At 38.3% G+C, this 21,762-nt stretch carries 17 protein-coding genes; 9 read left to right on the top strand and 8 right to left on the bottom strand.

Annotation, left to right across the window (positions count from 1 at the left end):
• Window positions 1–7: 7 nt before the first annotated feature.
• The 7 genes from ACUNWD_RS04595 to ACUNWD_RS04625 all read left to right on the top strand — a co-directional run bounded on the left by ACUNWD_RS04595 (window position 8) and on the right by ACUNWD_RS04625 (window position 11,803).
• Window positions 8–1,861 carry a site-specific DNA-methyltransferase gene (locus tag ACUNWD_RS04595; RefSeq protein WP_445586599.1) on the top strand — a complete coding sequence of 618 codons (1,854 nt, stop codon included), beginning with the start codon at window positions 8–10 and terminating at the stop codon, window positions 1,859–1,861.
• Window positions 1,861–3,489, top strand: a complete 1,629-nt coding sequence (locus ACUNWD_RS04600) for an ATP-binding protein (RefSeq protein WP_445586600.1) — start codon at window positions 1,861–1,863, stop codon at window positions 3,487–3,489. The genes ACUNWD_RS04595 and ACUNWD_RS04600 overlap by 1 nt, the downstream gene beginning before the upstream one ends.
• Window positions 3,489–6,620, top strand: coding sequence for a type III restriction-modification system endonuclease (locus ACUNWD_RS04605; protein WP_445586601.1), 3,132 nt, complete (start codon window positions 3,489–3,491; stop codon window positions 6,618–6,620). The genes ACUNWD_RS04600 and ACUNWD_RS04605 overlap by 1 nt, the downstream gene beginning before the upstream one ends.
• Window positions 6,617–7,561, top strand: a complete 945-nt coding sequence (locus ACUNWD_RS04610) for a DUF4268 domain-containing protein (protein ID WP_445586602.1) — start codon at window positions 6,617–6,619, stop codon at window positions 7,559–7,561. The genes ACUNWD_RS04605 and ACUNWD_RS04610 overlap by 4 nt, the downstream gene beginning before the upstream one ends.
• Before the next feature lie 2 nt (window positions 7,562–7,563).
• Window positions 7,564–10,800, top strand: a complete 3,237-nt coding sequence (locus ACUNWD_RS04615) for a helicase-related protein (protein WP_445586603.1) — start codon at window positions 7,564–7,566, stop codon at window positions 10,798–10,800.
• Window positions 10,800–11,453: a DUF4391 domain-containing protein gene (locus ACUNWD_RS04620; protein WP_445586604.1), complete on the top strand. Its 654-nt coding sequence runs from the start codon at window positions 10,800–10,802 to the stop codon at window positions 11,451–11,453. The genes ACUNWD_RS04615 and ACUNWD_RS04620 overlap by 1 nt, the downstream gene beginning before the upstream one ends.
• A gap of 80 nt (window positions 11,454–11,533) precedes the next feature.
• Window positions 11,534–11,803 carry a helix-turn-helix domain-containing protein gene (locus tag ACUNWD_RS04625; RefSeq protein WP_445586605.1) on the top strand — a complete coding sequence of 90 codons (270 nt, stop codon included), beginning with the start codon at window positions 11,534–11,536 and terminating at the stop codon, window positions 11,801–11,803.
• Window positions 11,804–12,017: 214 nt separating this feature from the next.
• Here the strand turns inward: ACUNWD_RS04625 and ACUNWD_RS04630 are convergent, their stop codons facing one another.
• Window positions 12,018–12,662: a hypothetical protein gene (locus ACUNWD_RS04630; RefSeq protein WP_445586606.1), complete on the bottom strand. Its 645-nt coding sequence runs from the start codon at window positions 12,660–12,662 to the stop codon at window positions 12,018–12,020.
• 301 nt (window positions 12,663–12,963) lie between these two features.
• On the opposite strand from ACUNWD_RS04630, the gene ACUNWD_RS04635 reads away from it, so the two are divergent.
• Entirely contained in the window at window positions 12,964–13,968 is a 1,005-nt protein-coding gene (locus tag ACUNWD_RS04635) for an HNH endonuclease (protein ID WP_445586607.1), read from the top strand.
• Between the two features lie 84 nt (window positions 13,969–14,052).
• Here the strand turns inward: ACUNWD_RS04635 and ACUNWD_RS04640 are convergent, their stop codons facing one another.
• From ACUNWD_RS04640 to ACUNWD_RS04660, 5 genes are all read right to left on the bottom strand, one after another.
• Window positions 14,053–15,108: a hypothetical protein gene (locus ACUNWD_RS04640; protein WP_445586608.1), complete on the bottom strand. Its 1,056-nt coding sequence runs from the start codon at window positions 15,106–15,108 to the stop codon at window positions 14,053–14,055.
• Window positions 15,109–15,120: 12 nt separating this feature from the next.
• Window positions 15,121–15,441, bottom strand: coding sequence for a hypothetical protein (locus tag ACUNWD_RS04645; protein WP_445586609.1), 321 nt, complete (start codon window positions 15,439–15,441; stop codon window positions 15,121–15,123).
• Between the two features lie 97 nt (window positions 15,442–15,538).
• Complete coding sequence (locus ACUNWD_RS04650) at window positions 15,539–16,240, bottom strand: hypothetical protein (RefSeq protein ID WP_445586610.1); 702 nt, start codon at window positions 16,238–16,240, stop codon at window positions 15,539–15,541.
• Window positions 16,227–17,435 (bottom strand): phage integrase SAM-like domain-containing protein, encoded by a 1,209-nt coding sequence (locus ACUNWD_RS04655; RefSeq protein WP_445586611.1) that lies wholly within the window; start codon window positions 17,433–17,435, stop codon window positions 16,227–16,229. The genes ACUNWD_RS04650 and ACUNWD_RS04655 overlap by 14 nt, the downstream gene beginning before the upstream one ends.
• A gap of 220 nt (window positions 17,436–17,655) precedes the next feature.
• Window positions 17,656–18,267: a hypothetical protein gene (locus ACUNWD_RS04660; RefSeq protein ID WP_445586612.1), complete on the bottom strand. Its 612-nt coding sequence runs from the start codon at window positions 18,265–18,267 to the stop codon at window positions 17,656–17,658.
• Window positions 18,268–18,361: 94 nt separating this feature from the next.
• Between ACUNWD_RS04660 and ACUNWD_RS04665 the strand changes: the two genes are divergently transcribed.
• A complete protein-coding gene (locus tag ACUNWD_RS04665; RefSeq protein WP_445586613.1) occupies window positions 18,362–18,502 on the top strand; it encodes a hypothetical protein in 141 nt (46 codons plus the stop codon).
• A 406-nt stretch (window positions 18,503–18,908) separates the two neighbouring features.
• Here the strand turns inward: ACUNWD_RS04665 and ACUNWD_RS04670 are convergent, their stop codons facing one another.
• Entirely contained in the window at window positions 18,909–19,295 is a 387-nt protein-coding gene (locus tag ACUNWD_RS04670) for an HU family DNA-binding protein (protein ID WP_445586614.1), read from the bottom strand.
• 375 nt (window positions 19,296–19,670) lie between these two features.
• Window positions 19,671–21,719: a glycoside hydrolase family 2 protein gene (locus ACUNWD_RS04675; protein ID WP_445586615.1), complete on the bottom strand. Its 2,049-nt coding sequence runs from the start codon at window positions 21,717–21,719 to the stop codon at window positions 19,671–19,673.
• Window positions 21,720–21,762 lie beyond the last annotated feature (43 nt).

Here is a 21,762-nt window from a genome sequence, read left to right on the forward strand (position 1 = left end):
ATACACGATGGAGAAAGATAAACTCGACCTAAAATCACCTGATTTGGTGAATGAAAACTTTGAAAAATTAGCAGCTCTATTCCCAAACTGCATTACTGAAAGCACTGAAGGTAAAGCCATAGACTTTGACCTACTCAAACAAGAGCTAAGCCATGCCGTGGTAGAAGGCACCAAAGAACGTTACCGCCTAGAGTGGCCCGGAAAACGTGAAGCCATTGTTACCGCCAATCTACCCACCACAAAAACTCTGCGCCCAGTACGGGAAGACTCAGTGGACTTCGACAATACCGAAAACCTCTACATTGAAGGTGATAATTTAGAGGTGCTGAAGCTACTTCAGGAAAGCTACCTGGGTAAGATTAAAATGATATACATAGACCCACCTTACAACACAGGTAAAGACTTTGTGTACAAAGACAACTATAGCAAAGATGCTCAGGAAGAACTGATTGAAAGTGGACAAAAAGATGAACACAACCAGCGCCTGGTAGCTAACCCGGAAACTGCGGGACGCTATCACTCGGATTGGCTAAGCATGATGTACCCGAGATTGAAGTTAGCGAGAAACCTTCTAACCCAAGATGGAGTAATTTTTATTTCTATTGATGATAATGAAGTACACAATCTAAGAAAAATTTGCGATGACATATTCGGAGAGATGAACTTCTTATCTAACATTATTTGGCATAAAAGATATGCTGCTTCAAATGATGCTAAAGGAATTCCTTCCATGCATGACCATGTTGTCGTTTATCAGAAATCAGATTCATTTAATAGGGGATTATTACCGCGAACCGATAAACAGAATTCTTTATACAAATATGATAGTGAAGACGGGAAAGGAAGATGGAGACCAGATAACTTAACTGTAAAAACAGTTTCGGAGTCGTATTTATATGATATTATAAATCCTAATACAGGAAAAGCCTATTCACCAACACAAGGAAGATGTTGGCTGACGAATGAAAACACAATGAAAGAATGGATAAAAGAAGGACGTGTGTTTTTTGGACAAAAAGGCGATGGTGCTCCCCAATTGAAGCGATATCTATCAGAAGTCCAAGATGGTGTAGTTCCAAACAGCTATTGGGGATATGATGAAGTAGGGCACACAGATAGTTCGAGAAAAGAGTTAAAGAAATTATTTCAAACCAGCGCACCATTTGATAACCCAAAACCAACGGGATTGATTAATCGAATTATTCAAATTGCAACTAACAAAGATGATATCATTTTAGATTTCTTCTCAGGATCTTCTACGTCTGCCGATTCAGTTCTTCAAATGAATTCGAAGGACACGGGGAAAAGAAAATTTATTATGGTTCAAATACCCGAAAAAACAGAAGCGAAAACGGATGCTTATAAGGCTGGGTATAAAAACCTCTGTGAAATTGGGAAAGAACGAATCCGCAGAGCAGCGAAGAAGATCAAAGAAGAATCCGGCGCAGATATCGATTATGGCTTCCGCGTTTATCGTTTAGACAGCAGCAACATGCAGGATGTGTATTATAAGCCGCAAGACTATAACCAAAGCAACTTAGACCTCTTTGCTGATAATGTAAAACCAGACCGCATAGCAGATGACCTGCTTGCCCAGGTTATGCTGGACTGGGGCTTGCCCTTATCCCTAAAAATAGAGCAGGCAGAAGTGTCCGGGAAGAAAGTATTCAAAGTCGCAGAAAACTCATTGTACGCCTGTTTTGATAGCGGAATAGATGAAGATTTTGCCAAAGCCATTGCTGCAGATGCACCTTTGCGAATCGTGTTTAAAGACAGTGGCTTTAAAAACGATACGGCAAAAATAAATGTAAAACAGTTGCTCAAGCAGCTCAGTCCGGAAACCGAAATGAAAGTTATATAATGGCCTTACCGGTAAACATAGAAGATTTAGTACACGGCAATACCGTTGAGTGGGAACGCCTGGAGTTTAAGCAAGGCTGGAACCCCGAGGATGTAATTCACTCCATGTGTGCCTTTGCAAACGATATACATAACTGGGGAGGTGGTTACATTATTGTAGGTATTGCCGAACAAGATGGTCAACCTGTATTGCCTCCTGCTGGGTTGCAGCAAAATCAGTTAGATAGTATCCAAAAGAATATTATTCAACTTGGACATAAAATTTCGCCTAATTATTTTCCAGTTGTTCAGCCTTATTTATTTGACAATAAGCACATCCTTGTTATTTGGTGTCCTGCCGGAGATAACAGGCCATACGAAGCGCCTGAGACATTAGGTAAAGGAGTACAACGTGTTCCTTACATAAGGATAACATCAAATAGTATTAAAGCGCAGGGAGAAAACCTAAGAAGGCTCCAGGAGCTTGCTGCGCGTATACCTTTCGATGATCGGATAAATAATCAGGCTACGATTGGAGCTTTGGATTTAGGATTGATCCGGGAGTACCTGCAGGAGATCAAAAGCAGTTTGCTTGAAGAAAGTGCACAGATGCCTTTCACCGACTTGTGTAAAACAATGCTCATTGCCAAAGGTCCGAACGAAGATATCCGACCGGTCAATGTAGGCTTACTCTTCTTTTCGAAACAACCGGAACAATACTTTGACCGGGCATGGATTGAGCTGGTATGGCACAAAGATGATTCGGGAAAGAATTTTAAAGAAGTGTACTTTAAAGGGCCGTTGCATAAACAACTCCGCGATGCGCTTTCCTACATCAGCACAAACATCATCAACGAAGAAGTAGTGAAACATCCGGATGTTGCAGAGGCCGAACGTTTTTACAATTACCCGTTTGAAGCAGTCGAGGAAGCCTTGTCCAATGCGGTCTATCATAAAGGGTACGATCATGGCGCCCCTATCGAAATTCAAATTTTCCCCGATCGAATGACCATCCTAAGTCACCCGGGACCGGTACCGCCAGTTAATCAACAGGTATTATCCACCAAAAAAAGAATTATCGCCCGGGAATATCGCAACCGAAGAATTGGAGACTTTTTAAAGGAGCTTCGTTTAACCGAAGGACGAGGAACAGGTTTCCCTGCCATTTACAGAGCCATGGAAGCTAATGGTTCACCTGATCCTGACTTTGAAACTGATGATGCTTCTTATGTTCTGGTTACTCTTCCAGCTCACATCAGTGACCAGGTAAGTGACGGAGCTAATGACCAAGCTACTAACGAAGTTAATGATATTGTTTTTAATGACTTAGGAGATATTGTTGAGTTTAGTAACGGAGTTAGTAACGGAGTTAGTAACGGAGCTCGTAACCAAGCTCAAACTATAATTGCTAATAAAGTTCATGATAGGGTTGCAGAGGTTCTTAGTATTACAGCAAAGTGGGTAAAAAGAGAAGAGTTGTTTGGCAAAATGGATCTGAGCAACCAATCAACAAACCGCAAGAAATACCTCGATCCTTTAATAAACCATGGGTGGATAGAAATGGAATACCCTGAGACACCAACCCATCCTAACCAGAGATACAGAATTACAGATTCAGGAATGAGACTAAAACAACTAATAGAACAATAATGAAGCTACAGTTTAAAGAACAAGACTTTCAGATAAAAGCGGTTCAGGCTGTAGTAGATTGCTTTGAAGGACAACCCCTCAAAACCAACCGCTTCACCTTGGAACGCAGTAAGGAACTCATACGCAAAGCCAAACAGGTAGCTACAGGAGTACAGGCCATTGACTTCGACATTGAAGAAGAAATAGGATATCGCAACTCCGCTATACAACTTCTGGAAACTCAGGTGCTTAAAAATATTAAGGAAGTTCAACGGAATAACGACCTGCACGAAAGCCAGAAAATCGAGCACCCCCGTGGTGTGAGGTTGGGTTACAATCTTACCATCGAAATGGAAACCGGTACCGGGAAAACCTATAGCTACATCCGTACGATGTACGAGCTGCATAAAAAATACGGATGGAGCAAGTATATTGTTATTGTACCCAGTATTGCCATTCGCGAAGGAGTGTACAAGTCCTTTGAGGTAACACAGGATCACTTTCAGGAGCTGTACGGACACAAGATCAATCCATTTATTTACAACTCCGGTCGTCCGCAGGATATCGAAAACTTTGCATCCGACAATCGTATCAGCGTAATGATCATTAATACCCAGGCATTTAGCCGACGGGGAAAAGATGCTTTAAGGATTTTTCAGGAGCTTGATCAGTTTGGAACAAGAAGACCCATTGAGATATTATCGCAAACAAATCCGATACTCATAATTGATGAGCCACAGTCGGTTGATGGTCCGGTTGCACTTCAGATGATGCAGGAATTTAATCCGCTTTTCGCAATAAGGTATTCTGCTACTCATAAGGAAGACTACAACAAGGTATATCGTTTAGATGCACTGGATGCCTACAATCAGCATTTAGTAAAAAAGATTCAGGTCAAGGGTATCAACCTCAAAGGCTCAACAGGTACTAATGGTTATCTTTATTTAGAAAGCATAAGCTTAAGCACGACAAAGCCGCCTGTTGCTTGGATTGAACATGAGAAACGAACAGCTTCAGGGAGCATTACTAAAAAGCGTGTTAAAGTGCAGGAAGGCTACAATCTTTATGAGCAATCCGGCAATATGCCTGCATACAAAAATCAAACAGTCACCGAAATTAATGGCTACCTGAATAAGATAGTCGTTGGCGGTCAGGATATACATCCGGGAGATATACTTAACGACAAGGATGAAAACACATTTAGAAGGGTACAGATAAGAGAATGTATTCTCTCGCACTTGCAAAAGGAAAAGCAACTCTTCGGCCAGGGCATTAAAGTGCTCTCGCTTTTCTTTATCGATAGTGTAGAAAAATACCGTGTGTACGATGAGCTGGGAGAACAACAATTAGGTGAGTACGCACAAATATTTGAAGACGAATATAACAAAGTAAAGAACGAGTTTTTAGACCTCTTTGAACAGGAATATAACGATTTCCTGAGAGAAACGGATCCAGGCAAGGTGCACAGAGGGTACATGCCTGTCAACTATGGAGAGTACCTTAGACGAGATGATGCAGCCATGGTACACAATGGGTATTTCTCGATCGATAAGAAAGGAAAAACCATTGATCCTAAGTTAAAGCGTGGATCTGAGGAATCAGATGATGTCTCAGCCTATGACCTGATTATGAAGGACAAGGAAAGACTTCTGAGTTTTGAAGAGCCAACTCGTTTTATCTTTTCTCACTCGGCCTTGAAAGAAGGTTGGGACAATCCCAACGTGTTTCAAATATGTGCGCTAAAGAATGCCGATAGTGGTAGTCTTACCCGTCGCAGGCAGGAGGTTGGACGTGGTATGCGCCTCTGTGTAAACGACCATGGAATCCGCCAGGATTTTGATGTGGTTGGTGAACGGGTACATGAAACAAATAAACTCACAGTCATCGCCTCTGAATCTTATGAAGCCTTTGCAAAAGGACTTCAGAAGGAAATTGCTGATACACTCAAGGACCGTCCACAGAAAGCGGAAGTGGAATACTTTGTTGGCAAGATGATTACCAACGAGCATGGAGAGGATCACAGATTAACCGAAGAGGAATCGAAAAAACTCAATAAGATACTGTACAAACACGACATCATTGATGAAGATGATAAAATCACTGTTGTAGGTAAGGAACTGATCGAAAAGATGAACGTTCCGCTACCGGAGAATTTAGAGCCTTTCAGAGAATCAGTTTGTAAACTGCTTCAGTCTGTTTACACCGGTGCTGAATTCAAACCGGAAGATGAACGTCAGACGGTTGTACTCAACACCAACAAGAACTTTAAGAAAAAGGAGTTCCAGGAGCTCTGGAACAGGATTAACCTAAAAACTATTTATGAGGTACAATTCGATACCGATAAGCTCATTCAGGATTCAAAAATCATGATAGATGCTCAGCTCAACATCGGCGATCGTGTGTATGAAGTTAAAACAGGTGAGTTACAAGAGGGCACCGCTGAGCAAATGAAGGAAGGTAAACTGGTTAAAGAATCCAAGCGGCAATACCTTAAAATCAAGAACGATCTATATACTAATACGATCTATGACGTGGTGGGGGAAATTGAGGAGCAGACAAATCTAACCCGAAGGACGATTGTAGAGATACTCAAGAAAATCAAGCAGGAGAAGTTTTTGCTGATTCGAAAGAATCCGGAAGAGTTTATAGGTAAGTGTAGTAAGCTGATCAATGAAGTGAAGGCCAGCTTGATCATTAACAACATCGTTTATCACAAAACTGAAGACAGGCACGATGCCAGGACAGTGTTTACCAACGATAAATTCGCACTTCGTAAGTCAGAACTGCTCAAAAAGCATATTTATGATTTTCTGACCTCTGATTCTAAGGTGGAGTCAGACTTTGCTTCAGCTTTAGAGACCAGCACTGAAGTAGTGGTTTACGCCAAGCTTCCTAAAAGCTTTTATGTTTCAACACCTGTTGCAAAGTTCAGCCCTGACTGGGCAATTGTGTTCGACAAGGATAAAGTACGAAATATTTATTTTGTTGCAGAGACTAAAGGTTCTGAATCGGACCTGCAAACAAGACCAATAGAGACACTCAAAATGCACTGTGCAAAGCAACATTTTGAAAAAATTAGTGATGGTGAAGTTCAATTTGTAGATAAGGTAGTTAGCTATGAAAAACTAATGGAAATTGTACAGCTAAAATGAACAAGGTAGAAAAAATCACCCGTATCGGAATCCGGGAAGCATTTCCGCTTGAACCAAGACACTTTACTCCATGGTTAAGAGATAATATCGATGTGGTTAGCGATGCCATTGGTATAGAATTGATCAGTCCAATGAGTGAACAGTCCACAGGGAACTTCAGCGTGGATATAAAGGCCGAGACTGTGGATGGTGAAACAGTTGTGATCGAAAACCAATACGGCAACAGCGATCATGATCACCTTGGAAAGCTGATAACCTACTTATCATCGTTCTCAGCTAAAGTAGCAATATGGATAGTTGAGACACCTAAGCAGGAGCACATAAATGCATTAACATGGCTAAACGAGGGTGAAAACAACTGTGATTTTTACTTACTCCGAGTTGAAGCTATTAAGATCGGGGAAAGCGCAGCAGCTCCATTGCTATCGCTCATTGCAGGACCAAGTGCAGAGTCAAAGCAGATAGGACAGAAGAGAAAAGCAGATAATGAGAATGATCGACTAAGGGGACAGTTCTGGGATGATCTCCTGGAGGTATCATCTTCTATAAACATTAAACATTTTGCCGCGATAAAGGCATCGGGGCGAGATGCATGGATAGGATCGACTGCCGGTAAGAAAGGGTTGACCTATGTGTACTGGGTTAATCAGACTAATTGCAGAATTGAACTACGGATTGATAGAGGGAAAGATTCTGAACAAGAAAACATCGATATCCTTGAAGCACTGAGGAAGCACCGGCCGGAAATAGAATCAAGCTTTGGTGGAGAATTAAACTGGGCAGACCTTGAAGGATACCGTGTATGCAGTATTCGAAAGGAAATATCAGGAGGATATAAAAATTCTCAGGATGAATGGAAAGCCATATTATCGAATTTAGCTGATAACATGAACCGATTGATCAAAGCGACTTCCAAACATGTGAAAGAACTTAGTATATAAGTATGAAGCTTATTGATAACGTAAATACGAGATTAGGTGATGACTTAAAGGAAACTATTAAAACAGGTAGTAAGCTCAGCATTGCTGCATCAACCTTCTCTATTTATGCGTACGAGGCGCTCCGTAAAGAGTTAAGTAAGATTGAGGAGTTGCGTTTCATTTTTAGCTCACCTACCTTCATTGAAGAGAAGTTTCAGAAAGAAAGCCGGAAGTTCTACATTCCACATATCTACAGAGAATCAGAGCTGTGTGGAGGTGAGTTTGAACTGCGACTTATGAACCAACTTAACCAAAGGGCCATTGCGAAGGAGTGTTCGCAATGGGTAAAGGATAAGGTCACCTTCAAATCGAACAGACACATTAATCAGCCCTTGAATGGAATGATACATGTGAACCAAGGAAATTATGAAGCGCAAGCTTATTCAAATGTAAGTGGTTTCACTACATCAGACTTGGGAATCACGCACAAAAAAGGATTTCCTACGCTCATTCATAAAACGGCGTATCCTGATAGTCAGTCGTATTTAGACTGGTTCAACCAGGTGTGGGAAAATGAGGAAGACCTGAAAGATGTTACACAGAAGGTTCAGGACTATTTTGAGAGTGCGTATAGAGAGAACAGCCCTGAGTTCATCTACTTTATCACCCTTTACAATATTTTCAATGACTTTCTGGAGGATCTGTCTTTGGATAACCTGCCGAATGAACAGATAGGATTCAAAGACACACATGTCTGGAACAAACTGTACAATTTTCAGCGCGATGCTGTTATCGGTGCCATAAACAAGTTAGAGAAGTACAAGGGGTGCATATTAGCGGATTCTGTGGGCCTGGGTAAGACTTTTTCCGCCTTAGGTGTAATAAAGTACTATGAGATGCGCAACAAGGATGTACTGGTTCTGTGCCCGAAGAAGCTGGAGGCAAACTGGAATACCTATCGGCATAACGATAAAAACAATATTCTTGCTGCCGATCGTTTCCGTTACGATGTACTCTTTCATACCGACCTGTCGCGTGAGCATGGAATAAGTAACGGTCGGAATCTGGAATCGGTGAACTGGGGTAACTACGGCCTGATCGTAATTGATGAGTCGCACAACTTCAGAAACAACAACACAGTGGTCGGCAAAGAAAACCGTTATCAGCGGCTGATGCGCAAGGTAATTCAGGAAGGTATCGAGACCAAAGTGCTGATGCTGTCAGCAACACCGGTCAACAACCGTTTTAACGACCTGCGTAATCAGTTAGCACTTGCTTATGAAGGCGATGCTGAAAGTATAGACAGCAAGTTGGATACTCAAACTGGGATCGATCAGATCTTCAGGAAAGCACAACAAGCTTTCAATATCTGGAGTCGCTTTGAAACCGAGGAGAGGACTACAGAGAAGCTTCTGGATATGCTTGACTTTGACTTCTTTGAAATCTTAGATTCCTTGACCATAGCACGTTCCCGAAAACATATCACCACCTACTACGATACCACAGCAATAGGAAAATTTCCAACCCGCAATAAGCCAGTCTCGATACAAAGCCCGTTAACGGATACCGGAGATGTGACGTACGTTGATATAGCAGAGAAGTTAACACTGCTAAATCTTTCCATCTATACTCCCTTAAACTATATACTGCCGAGCAAGGTGCAGGCATACGCGGATCTGTACGATAAAGAAGTTCGATCAGGATCCGGCGGAAAGCTCACCCAAATGGACAGAGAGGTTAGTTTGCGTATTCTGATGCGTATTAACTTGCTCAAGCGCTTGGAGAGCTCCGTTGACTCTTTCCGTATCACACTTGAAGGAATAATTAGTCAGATCGAGAATGCCATCAAAACTATTAAAAATGGCGCCTCAGGTGACTATGAAGGAATTCACAAGATTCTGAACGATGAGAACTTCGACTTTGAAGCTAACTGGGCGGATGAAGAGCAGGTTATAGGCAAAAAGATTAAGGTTCATATCTCGGATATGGATACAACTAAATGGAGTGAAGACCTTAATGAAGACCTTGCAGTACTTAATCACCTATGGGGGAGCATTGTGGACATAACAGGGGAGAAAGATGCTAAGTTACAGCATCTAATATCACTACTTGATAATAAGGTAAAAAATCCAATCAATGAAGGCAATAAAAAAGCCATCGTTTTTACTGCTTTTGCGGATACGGCTAATTATCTATACAAACATATTCGTGTGTACCTGAAAGATGAATATGGCCTCAATACAGCTTTGATAACAGGATCAACAAAAACTTGTACTTCGAAGAAGATTCCTGCTGACCTCAATGCCTTGCTCACTTGCTTTTCACCGATTTCGAAAGGCAAGGAGCAACTGTATCCGAGAATAACTGAAACAATAGACCTGCTAATTGCAACGGACTGTATCTCTGAAGGACAAAATCTGCAGGATAGTGACTACCTGATCAACTATGACATACACTGGAATCCGGTGAGGATAATCCAGCGTTTTGGTCGGATCGACAGAATAGGCTCAAAGAATGAAAGTATTACCATGGTAAACTTTTGGCCTGAAGTGACACTCGATAACTATATCAACCTGAAGCAAAGAGTCGAGAATAAGATGTTAATCAGTAATATGGCGAGTACCGGTGATGACAACATCCTTAATACTGAGGAAAGAGATCTTGAGTACAGGAAAATACAACTACAGAAACTTCAGGAGGAGGTGATCGATCTTGAAGACCTCCGTGAAGGAGTGAGTATTACAGACCTTGGATTGAATGATTTTCGCGTGGACCTGTCTAACATGATTAAGGAGTACGGTGAATTAAACAATATTCCTGAAGGTTTACATGCTGTAGTGAGATCAAGCACTATCCTTGAAAGTGGTACAATTTTCGTACTCAAGAATGTCAACTCAAGTGTCAATATCAATAAGCTCAACAGACTGCATCCGTACTACTTGGTATATATTAAAATGAATGGAGAGCTGGTACTCAATCACGTAGAATCAAAAAAGATTTTAGATGCTATGCGAATGCTTGCCCGAGGGAAGACTAAACCAATAGAAGACGTATGCAAAGAGTTAAGTGAAGAGACTGATGACTATCACCTGATGGATGAATACTCAACGCTTTTGAAGAAGAGCATCGGATCCATACTTCAAACGGAGGAGGAAAAGGAAGTATTAAGCCTCTTTAGATCAGGTGGAACAACAGCATTGAAAGAGAAGATTAAAGGTCTGGAAGATTTTAAATTGGTATCATTCCTAATCATTCGCTGATGGATTACTTCAACCTTCCCATCAGGACAAAAGTTGGTCGTGTAATACCGAAGAATGCATTTGATCGGTACACTAGCTCGAAGCAGAAAAAGTTGTTTGCAGACCATATTCAACGGATAACATGGACACACAAAATATCTACTGAAACGGTAAATTTAGAATCCAGAGATATTCGGGAAATCCAAGTATTCAAGATAGAGCTGAAACAGAAATCGGACATCAAGAGAATCACTGAACTTATAAATAAGGCCATTCCATACCATATAGTATTCTGGGTAGAGTTTGAAAAGGAAGCATACATAACTACGGCAACAAAACATCTACATCCAGCGAATGAGGATATAGCTGTAATAGATTGGACATTTGAGTCAGAATGGTTTAACAAAGATCACAACTTTATAGCATTCAACCTCAAAGGTACCCTTGATGATGTATTTAAGGAAATATGTGTTCAACTAACAGGTAATACAGATTTAGAAGATAAGCCGATAGAGGCAATATTATCCTACCAGAAGGAAAAAGGTCGTTTAAGAAAGAAAATCTCCAAATTAAGATCTGCTATTCTAACTAGTAAACAGTTCAATGAGAAAGTTGAATTAAATCTAAAACTGAAGGAAGCCGAGAAGGAACTTGATGTACTGGAAATAAAATAGTTTATCTTAGACAATTAAGATTATCTCCATACAATCCTATATTTCTCCAGTACTATATTTATTCAATAAAATTATAAGATATGAAAGAGATCCTGGTATTAGAATTGACTCCTCAGGAGTTAAAAGAAATGATTCATATTACAGTAAAAGCGGCTTTGAGCGAATTTAAGGAAGAATTGCGACCGAAGGAACCAGAGGAGCTCCTTACTAGAAAAGAAGTGGTAAAACTTCTGCAAATAAGCCTTACTACACTTTATCATTGGACTAGGGATGGAAAGCTTAAGCAATATAAAACAGGTGGGAAGGTGTATTACAAGAAGAATGAAGTATTAACTGCACTGGAAAGTTGATTTGCAGCCTTGAGCCAAGCGGATGAATGATAAGTGCAGTGAATGAAATGGGTTGCGGTTATTATTCAAGCTTTGTGAGCCGCCTGCAAGTGGAGCGAGGATGTCGCAAAAGAAAGGTGGAAGTATGAAACCGGTTTGCGGCATATTTACAAAGTGAGGAACGAACAAAGAAACTAAACCTCCGACCTGCCGGAGGCTAGCTCTATCTCATAAACTACACCTCCATTTCTTTCTCAATTTGTCTAATTATTTGTTTCCTATATTTAACCCACTTCCCTGTTCCAAGCCGATAGCTTTGCTTAGTTCTTCCATTCAATCCAAGATAAAAGGGTATCAAAGGCCGATTTAACAAATTATCTCTTGCGTCAATTGGGAATTTTGTTCTACACTCATAAAAATCTATTGTTTTACCGTAAGCATCCGGATTAGTCACTAATGCTTTAAATAACATATCTGAAGTCAAAAGAACAGGTATATTTGTATCAAATTTACTTAATTCCTCATCTAATACAGGAATCCAAAGTTTAGAAGCTTCAAGCCATATTCTCCTGTTTTCGCTGGTTTCTTTTCGGAAATAGTTACGACAGAGGTTCTGTACATAAACAGAATTCCATGATAATCCTACTACTTCTAAATCTCTTTCAAACGCCTTTTTAAAAGAATTAAATACTGGAATATTCATCCCAAGTGTAAATACATACGGCATGATTTGAGTGTGTCTGTTGCTTGGATCGCAACCTAACAAAATTGCTTTTACCTGATTTCTATCTTCACACCATGGAGCGGGTATCGGAATTTGATCTATAATATCCTCCAGATAAGCATTTTTAAGAGTCCGAATTATTTGTCTGACTTCCATAAGTTTCTCTGTGATAGCAAAAAAATTAGAGCTAAGATACGGTGTTTTGCCGATTAGTTTGTTTAGAATAACGATGTTACACTATTATACAAACATAAATTGAATATCTATGAAACTTTTAGACAAATCGGCACGATCTATACTTCGACAATACAGAAATCACGAGGTTAGTAATCTGAACGACAAAGAATCTAGTCTTATTAATAAAACTTTCCAGCGGTTCTTAAGTTTAGGCAAGAAGATACAAGAAAAACTGGAATCCGATAGTTGTATCTTTAATTACCCCGAAAAGTATAGTTTAATGAATGGAGAAAAATATCTCAATGTATGGGTTTTAAAAATCTTCCCATCAGAAGAGGCCAGAAGAAAAGACATATATTATTCAATCACACTGAATCAGAATATAAAGGTTGATCTTGTATCTAATGATTACGAAAATCGGGATATACAACGTGAAATAGAGTATTTTATGAGGAAGTTTAGTAAACTTCGGAAAATGACTCTTCATAAACATCAGATAACATCTGAACGATTTGGCTTTGATTATACCGTTTATTTTGTTGATCTTATCAAATCAATTGACCATGAACTGGATATTTACTGTCAATCGAGAAATAGTTTAAAAATCTTACCACTAGCTCTATTCCCTGACTTCAAATCAGATCGTGAACTTACAAATAGAGTGAGCTTATTAAATGAAATTAAAACTAAGAGAATTGCCGAATCTTCCTTATTATTATGGCATATTCTACTTAATAATAAAACACCTGTTGATCAACTTGCTGATGAATTAATCTCAGATCTCAATGAAGAAGATATAAATCCGACTTTTCCCCCCCGATTTAATCCTATCAATTTAGATAATTACAATGAAAAAGTGCAGAGAGGCAAACTAAAAGTTCTTCGTAAGGGAGGTAAAAAAAAACCAAAAAAGAAGTCTCAAAATGGGAAAGAGTATTGGAGTCGAGATCCAGATATTGCCTTCACTGCATTAGCTAAAGCTAAATTCAAATGTGAATTCAATTCTTCCCATACTTCTTTTATCTCAGAAACTTCTCGTAAGAATTATATGGAAGGGCACCACCTAGTTCCAATGAAATATCAGGAAAAGTTTCAAATTAGCTTGGATGTACCTGAAAACATAATTAGCTTGTGCCCTACCTGCCACAGGGCAATACATTTTGCAACTCTAAAGTACAAAGAAGAAATGATCCGCAAATTTTTTAAACGCAGAATAAATGCACTAAGAAGCCGAGAAGTAAATATTAACTTTGATGAGTTACGTGACTACTATAATATCTCCTAAAAATTATCATTGATTGTTTAATTCCAGGTTTTTAAATCTTTTCTTTAATTGATGGTGCTTTACCTTGATTAGGAATTGTTCGACCTAATTCATCTCGAATTGACTAATGTTAGCATTAATAAAGGTTTTTGTAAGATACGAGACCGAAACATATTCTTTACCACTCTTTAACGCTTTATGGGCAATTCTAGATATAAGTTCTATTGCACCGCCCCATTTTTCATAGCCATAGAAATCATTATAGGATGCCTCTATTAATGAATCGATATCCTGGACATTTATTTTCCATGATTTTGTGTCATATTCAAAAAACTCTTCATTAATATATCGTATCCATTTGTATGTTTGAAGAATCCACGCTTGAGTAATCATGTCTTTAGATTGGAAACTTTCTAACGAGGCTGGGGATTCATACTCTATGGATCTTTCCCATTCATAGTAACCGAGCCCAAATTGATCGACCGAAAAGTCAACAATAGATTGCTTAATAATATACATATCCTCTTTAGGCAAGATAGGTAAAAGAGTACAAGAGGTCGCTCCCAACGGCTTTTGATTTAAGTCAAAACCGTTAGTAAATCTTTCTTGATCTTGATTAAATTGCTGCTGATTACTTTGTTCCTGATTGCTTTGATTATAATTACTAGTTTCTTTTTCGCCAGTCGATTCCTTGCTAACCTCTTTCTCGCGTTGCATTATACCGTCATTCACTAGACCGTTGTTCAATAAAGTACTATCGGTTGACAAATCCTTATAGGACAAGGAAGTACTTTCATTGTCAACATCAGAACTTACTGTTGGTTTAGTATCTGTTTCCTTGTCTGCCGGGTATTCATTAATAATAAACTTCTTGTTGCCAAACCTCCCTTCAGAATTTGATTGCCCCATGTCTTTAATAAAGCTCCGTTTTACAAGTTCGGACCATGCATTTCTAAACCGCTTTACTCCAATCCCTAATTCTCTTTTGACTACATTTTTGTATACAATAAAAGAATCATCCTGACTCAACATCCATATCATTATCATTTTAGCTTCAACACTCATATCGAGATCCTTAATAAGACGATTATCAATTTTTGTGTAATAATTTTTCTCGCCATCATTCGCGCTGCGCTTATAAATAGTATGATTTTTATTCATTTCGTTTGTCAATTAATCGATCACTCTTTTAAGCCTTGTCGCAGCAGCAAGCACTTCCCCTTTTTTGTAGAAAATCCGACTTGAAATTCTATGAGGCTGCAAATATCCTTTTTCCTCCCATCGCATCATTGTCAAGGTCGTTTTTACATTTAGCATCTTCATTGCTTCCTTACGAGGAATTAGTTCCGTAGACGGTTTTTCATTTCGATCCTTAATAATAGCATCAGCTGTTTCTTTAGCTACATTTTGCATTACCGTCATTAAATCGTCAGCAGTTAACTCAAGTCTCATAACACGTTCACCAGCAATATTTTCAAATAATTCCTTATACATAAATATTAAGTATTTTTAATAATGTTGGCAAATAAAAGTATAGTATACGAAAGTTTTTAGGGAAAATATGCGTCCCAATATTTTCCCTTGTTGACTACTAATAGTTTAGAGTGTAATTTTTTATAATTTTTTTGATGCGGTCATAAATAATATCGGAACCATCTTGATCATATACATGATCCTTTTCAAGTTTATCAGCAGATTCTTTATCCGCCAGCTCAAGAGTCAGAAAAGGCTTATTCTCATATATACCTAGCTCATGCATAATTTCACTAACTATGATATATCTTTTCCTTTGACTTAAATCACAATGTATTTCAGATATTACTAGATTTAGTGCATTAACTAGGTAATTTACAGGATTCAGCAACAAAACGGTTTCTAGCAACTTCTTTTCAGATAAGATATGTTCTTTAAGCACAACGTTTCTCCTGCAGATATCCGTACATAATAATTTTGAGCAATCCTTTAGTTGTTGTCGAATCAGTGGTCTACTTTCCATAAACCTTTTGATGTAGTAAATCTGCAAAGATAATTCACCAACTAATCCAACTTTGTTTTCGTCAACAGCAGAATGGTCTAATAATTCGCTAATCTTAATATTATATTGAGTAAGTTGAAAAAAATAGCTGTTTGCCTCTTGATACATTTTCATATCAAGTCTATCTAATTCAATATCCTGTTTCCTGTTAAAAATGAAATTAAATTTATTACTGGTGATGGTATTATTAATTATTACTAATTGCCTCAAAAATTCATTTGTAATAACTGTTCCTCTATCTAACTTACTTTTTGTCATTTTTACTTCTCCAATGTTTCATTAGCATCTCTGCATGCTCTTCTTCTTTTACTTTTATATAGCTGTAAAATGCCTTCTCAGTTTTATGCCCGGTTATTGCCATAATGCTTAAAGAGGGGAACCCTGATTTATACAAATTAGTTGCAAACGATCTCCTGGCAGTATGACTACTCACCATTTCCCATTTCTTATAAGTCTCAGATTTACGCTTTCCGCCTTTTGTAATACTTTTTGTCACCTTACTCTTTAGTTTTGCTAAACTGCAAACGTCCTTGATGTAATCATTGAACTTCTGATTACTTATCATTTGGGGCATTTCTCCCTCATATTTCTCCAATATGCTTACAACTACTGGATGTAAAGGGATTGTTACTCGTTTCTCCGTTTTCTTTTGTTCGATTTTAAGGTAATCACCCTCTATATTACTCCTTGTAACTTTATCAAGATCACTGAATCTGCAACCAGTCCAACATCCTACCAGAAAGATATCACGAACCCTATCTAAATATGGTTTCTTAGAAAGATCAAGCTTGTGGATCGCTTTTAGTTCTTCTTCATCTAGGTAGATATTAAAACTCTCCTCGGATTGCTTCTTAAAACTTTTGAATGAGATATTGTCATGAATTTTCCTTTGGGATGCTGCATTGCAAAATACTTTAAGGTTCTTGATTCGTGAAGCAATCGTGTTTTTTGAATAGCCATTAGATGCTAAATATTTTAAGAAGTCAGCATAAAAATCCAGATCTAAATCATTCCATTCCAAGTTTGGGTTAAATTCCTTTAAATTTTTTAAAGTCGAATGATACGCACGAATGGTACGGTATCCATTATCTGATTTGTCAATCCAGGATTCAATCCATTTGAACATTGTTTGTGAATCTTGTTGGACATACTTAAATGGGTGTAGATATTTATCTACAACATTGTAAAGCCATCCTTGTCCTTTTGGATTCGTTTTTAATGCTTCTTCAAGAATATGACCTTCAAGTTTCTTTAATTTGTTAATTACTTCATCTTTCCCTTTAAATGCGGTTCTCTTAAATTTCTGTTTGGAAAGGTCCCAATATTGCAATTTAACAGATTCTCCGGAAGAGGTCGATTGATCAATATTCCCTTCTTTAAAGCGAACACGAATATTGACATCTCTTTTTATGTCTTCGGTTTTTGTTAGAACCTTAAAATAAACCTTTGCCATGCAATTAATATTTTGGTTTCCGAAGGTAACTCTAGGGTATGACTTATGAAAGTCATACCCTAATAATGTGAATAACTCTATGTTTAATTAACATTTATAGCCTACAGTCATGTTTGTATGCCTTGTAAATAAAGGGATTTCGGTAATATCAGTGAGTTATATAGATTTACTTAAATTCACATAAATTATTCCCGTTGGGACTACTAAAGCCTCTGAGTAATCAGGGGCTTTTTGTTTTATATGACTGATTGATTTGTTTTATTGAATGTCGATATATACGCTTTTCAAATCTAGAAAGCCCTTCAATAAAATCAATTAATTTCTTTTTACTTTCTCTTTTCAATATTATTTTCACATTGTAGGGCAAATCCTTCAACAATAAAACACCTTCTTTTGCATTAAAAGACCTGATTTGAGCAAAATTTATCGAATATGATCTATTTATTTTCACAAAACTTCGAAAGTTAAAAAGCCCTAATTTTCCCAAATCATCCCAAGAAGCTGTTAATATAATTGGATTACGTTTAGGTGTATTATTGGGATCTATACCATAACCCATTTTATCTTGGGATAGATATACTTCTTTCTCTTTCTTTCTGGATATTACACAAACAATACTACTTGGACATACTAAATAAAAGTTCGTTTTGTTATTTATTACTTCCCTAAGAACAATTGGTAGATTCTCATTTCTCCTGTAACGCTTTATCTGCTCTTCGCGATTCTGATATTCTCTAACTATTGATTCAAGCTCTGTTTTCTCACTCTTCAACATTCCAACTTGTCTTTTTAGTGATGCATTCTCCTCCAATAGAATTTCAGTTCGTTCCATATTATTACGGTTTCGTTACGAAGTAATAAAATAATGTTAATCAAGTGGAAAGCATTATCTATTTTCGATAAAATTTAATTTTAAAAATAAGATTATGAGCTTAAATTCAAGTTACAATTACACACAAGATGAATTAGACAATCATTCAAATCAATTGAATCCAAACAATGACACTTATTGGGAAGCTCGTGACTATGATGAACGTCCAGACAACTGGGAGGATATTGATGACTAAAAAATGATATCCATAAGTCTAAACCAAAGAAAGTGAACAGCAAATTCATGTTCGCTTTCTTTTCGCCTTTTTATAGGTCTGATTTTAATCTAACTTTAAAATGGATTTATAACAAAAAATTTTACGCACTCCACCAAAATTTTCAGGTATTATAGATATTCCATTCGTCCGGATAAAATAATTACTCAACCAAAGCTTAAAGTAAATAATCTAATTTGGGTAGTCAACAAGCCCTAAATTCCAACCAAATCAATAAATTTTAAGTAAAATGCAAAAAGCAGAAAATCAGCATGTTAAATCTTGTTGTCACAGGGATAAAATTTCCTGCCTAGGAAATTCCAAACGGATGCGCAGGAAATGGAAAAGATCTGCGCAGAAAAATATATTTTCCTGCGCAGGGAATTAATTACTTCGCTTTTTGGAACTTTACGGTCTTTAACATGTCCTTGAGTCGTGTGCCGGGAGTGAAGATAATACCGGCTTTTCGAACGGTGTCCGAACTAACTTTTGCCTCTTCTTCTTCGGCAGAACTTTTCAGGGTAACCCTTAAGCTTCCCAGGTCGCCTACGCGGATAATTGTACCCCGGGAAAGACTGTCAATCGATACATCAACGAGGGCATACAATACAGCACGAATATCGGCACCACTCACGGTACTGATTTTTTCAATCGATTTGGTTAAATCTTCAAGGGTCATTTCGCCGTCCATCACTGGATTTGCGTACCATTTTTTTTCGCCGCCACCTACAACGCCGGGCTGGCCTTTTTCTACTGCTTTAAATTTAATAGACATAACTTTAAGATTTGATATTAATAATTACCCTGCTATAGGGCTTTAAAAATCTTGTTATCTCTATTCACACTCTTTTTGCAATAAGCATTGATAAACCAATGCCACTAGGACCTATACACGTAGAAACCTGGAAACGATTTCTAATTAATTGCACGAATTTTAATTAGTATTCATCGATTAAGGGGTGTAAGGGTATCAGTTTATCTTATTCTAATTAGCATAAAAATAAACATACCAGAGCACTAAACCAAACCTACTATTTAATATATTCGATTCACCCAATTTTAAACATTAACTGAGATACCCTTAGCTTGCACTTGTCGAAATCTCTCGGCATAATGGGTATGACATTCGTTCGAACGAGTTACACGCTCATTAATCCTTCCTCCATATTTTACTAATTTCCAATGCCGATGGCTTTAAATTACCTTCAAAATCAATGATTGACGTGTTTATAGGACAGGGGTAACAATCGTGCCCCATCCAAATAATAAAGCCACCGCATTTTGGGAAACGCTTTTTACTATTATCCAGCGCAATGCTCAATCCTTCTGTTTGCCGTTGTTGACTCCACTCTACATAGTTTTCAAGTGATTCGGGAACTTGTTTATCTCTAAATTTATGGTATTGCTTCCAATCAGTCCACCAATTAACGGTGCGCCAAAGGGGATTAGAAAAGTCTGCAGGCAATGGCGCATAATCTCCCGCGTACTTGCGAATCATTTCAGCAGACATTGCTCCAGGCACCCCTGCTTCAGAATGAAACAAAGCATCGTTTTGTTCCCAGAACTCATGTACATCATCCATGTTCTGATTTTCATCACGGAAAGGCATCTTCCAGGGGCCATGAACGTCCCAATTATCGCCACTGCCAAAGTTGCTCCAATCCGCATAGATATTTGGTCCCGACGGACATCCCGGCACAAATTTCCGTGTTGGATCGAGCGCCACAATTTGTTTTTTCATGGCATTAATTAGTGGGTGTTGATCATCTACAGGAGCAATGTCTCCTTTTTCATACAGTTCGTTGCCGGCACACCAAAGCAATAATGATGCATGGTGATGGAGACGGGAAACATAATGATTGAGTATCTTACTCATCGTATAGATTTCTTCAGCTCCCTCTGGTGGGTAATTGTCTAATCCAGATGAACTGAGTGGGAAATCCTGCCAAATAAGAATTCCCATTTCGTCACAGATATCATAAAGCCATTCTTTCTCGGGAAAACCGCCGCCCCACACTCGTATAATATTTAATCCCAAATCTTTATAAATGGAGAGTAATTTTCGATAGTCTTCTTCTTTAAGGTCGGCAAAATTTGGTCGTATGGGTGTCCAGTTTACTCCTTGCAAAAACACTGGATGACCATTTATACTACAAAGCCATGGTTCTGCATGAGGAACTGCACCTTCGCAAGGCTGCCATTCAATATGACGAAAACCAATATTCCGATTAACTTGTTGAACGACCTTTCCCGTTTCACCCAATAAAGAAATATTCAAATGATAAAGTGGCTGTTCCCCACTGCCATTGGGATACCAGCGTATAATTTTCAATTGACTCCAGTTTATATTTTGAACAGATTGAGTTGCTGTTATCGTTTCTTCTTTTACTACTTCACCATCCTGCATTGCAAGACTGATTTTGACTTTACTCTTTAAAGGCAGTTTGTTAAATGATAAATTAATCTTTAAATCTCCACTATCGGTGTCTCTATCCGCTTCAGCAACAAGTCGGACATCTTCTATAATCGCATTTTGTTCGGTATTAACAACTAATTGTACCTTATCCCAAATACCAGTCTGAACAATACGCGGTACCCAGTCCCATCCGTAATTAAAACGTGGTTTCCAGTCTTTTATCTTAGATGTCCATCCTATTTGGGCTAGGTTTTCCGGGGGGCATTCAAATACAAAGACCAGCGTGTTGTTTGTCTCCTTTAAAAACTCCCCAATATTGAAATTGTATGGAATAAATGCGTTATTGAAATATCCTACCTCTTTCCCATTGAGCATCAAATACCCCTTATAATCAAGCCCCAAGCACTGAACCGCAACATTTTCTTTATTCTCAGGCACCCATTCGTCAGGTATCTTTGCGCAAAAAAGCCAATGTCGGTTTTCTACCCATTCGGATGCAGTATAGTTCAATCCGACATTCCAATCAGGAATTATTCCGGCATCCTTTAAAGCATTTCGAACTGAGCCTGGGACAGTAGCATCTATGCCCTGTATTTCGGCCCAAGTTCCGGATAGGGAGTCAAAATTGAAATTCATTCGCCAAACATTGGGTCGATACCCCCATAGTTTCCAGTCCAACGATGATGTATCGTGAACGGTTAAAGCAAAAGCCGATTGTGAGCATCCAAAACAAAAAATTAGTACAAATGATCCGATTGCTATTCTGGATAAGATTGATTTCATAAGTAGTATGTTTGGCATTTTTTGTTTTGCTCAGTAGGACTTT

The sequence above is a fragment of the Sunxiuqinia sp. A32 genome (assembly GCF_052690465.1).

Bases quoted from the DNA above. Each gene is read 5' to 3' on its own strand.
- ACUNWD_RS04595 (WP_445586599.1), top strand. From the start codon at position 8: ATGGAGAAAGATAAACTCGACCTAAAATCACCTGATTTGGTGAATGAA.
- ACUNWD_RS04600 (WP_445586600.1), top strand. From the start codon at position 1,861: ATGGCCTTACCGGTAAACATAGAAGATTTAGTACACGGCAATACCGTT.
- ACUNWD_RS04605 (WP_445586601.1), top strand. From the start codon at position 3,489: ATGAAGCTACAGTTTAAAGAACAAGACTTTCAGATAAAAGCGGTTCAG.
- ACUNWD_RS04610 (WP_445586602.1), top strand. From the start codon at position 6,617: ATGAACAAGGTAGAAAAAATCACCCGTATCGGAATCCGGGAAGCATTT.
- ACUNWD_RS04615 (WP_445586603.1), top strand. From the start codon at position 7,564: ATGAAGCTTATTGATAACGTAAATACGAGATTAGGTGATGACTTAAAG.
- ACUNWD_RS04620 (WP_445586604.1), top strand. From the start codon at position 10,800: ATGGATTACTTCAACCTTCCCATCAGGACAAAAGTTGGTCGTGTAATA.
- ACUNWD_RS04625 (WP_445586605.1), top strand. From the start codon at position 11,534: ATGAAAGAGATCCTGGTATTAGAATTGACTCCTCAGGAGTTAAAAGAA.
- ACUNWD_RS04630 (WP_445586606.1), bottom strand. From the start codon at position 12,662: ATGGAAGTCAGACAAATAATTCGGACTCTTAAAAATGCTTATCTGGAG.
- ACUNWD_RS04635 (WP_445586607.1), top strand. From the start codon at position 12,964: ATGAATGGAGAAAAATATCTCAATGTATGGGTTTTAAAAATCTTCCCA.
- ACUNWD_RS04640 (WP_445586608.1), bottom strand. From the start codon at position 15,108: ATGAATAAAAATCATACTATTTATAAGCGCAGCGCGAATGATGGCGAG.
- ACUNWD_RS04645 (WP_445586609.1), bottom strand. From the start codon at position 15,441: ATGTATAAGGAATTATTTGAAAATATTGCTGGTGAACGTGTTATGAGA.
- ACUNWD_RS04650 (WP_445586610.1), bottom strand. From the start codon at position 16,240: ATGACAAAAAGTAAGTTAGATAGAGGAACAGTTATTACAAATGAATTT.
- ACUNWD_RS04655 (WP_445586611.1), bottom strand. From the start codon at position 17,435: ATGGCAAAGGTTTATTTTAAGGTTCTAACAAAAACCGAAGACATAAAA.
- ACUNWD_RS04660 (WP_445586612.1), bottom strand. From the start codon at position 18,267: ATGGAACGAACTGAAATTCTATTGGAGGAGAATGCATCACTAAAAAGA.
- ACUNWD_RS04665 (WP_445586613.1), top strand. From the start codon at position 18,362: ATGAGCTTAAATTCAAGTTACAATTACACACAAGATGAATTAGACAAT.
- ACUNWD_RS04670 (WP_445586614.1), bottom strand. From the start codon at position 19,295: ATGTCTATTAAATTTAAAGCAGTAGAAAAAGGCCAGCCCGGCGTTGTA.
- ACUNWD_RS04675 (WP_445586615.1), bottom strand. From the start codon at position 21,719: ATGAAATCAATCTTATCCAGAATAGCAATCGGATCATTTGTACTAATT.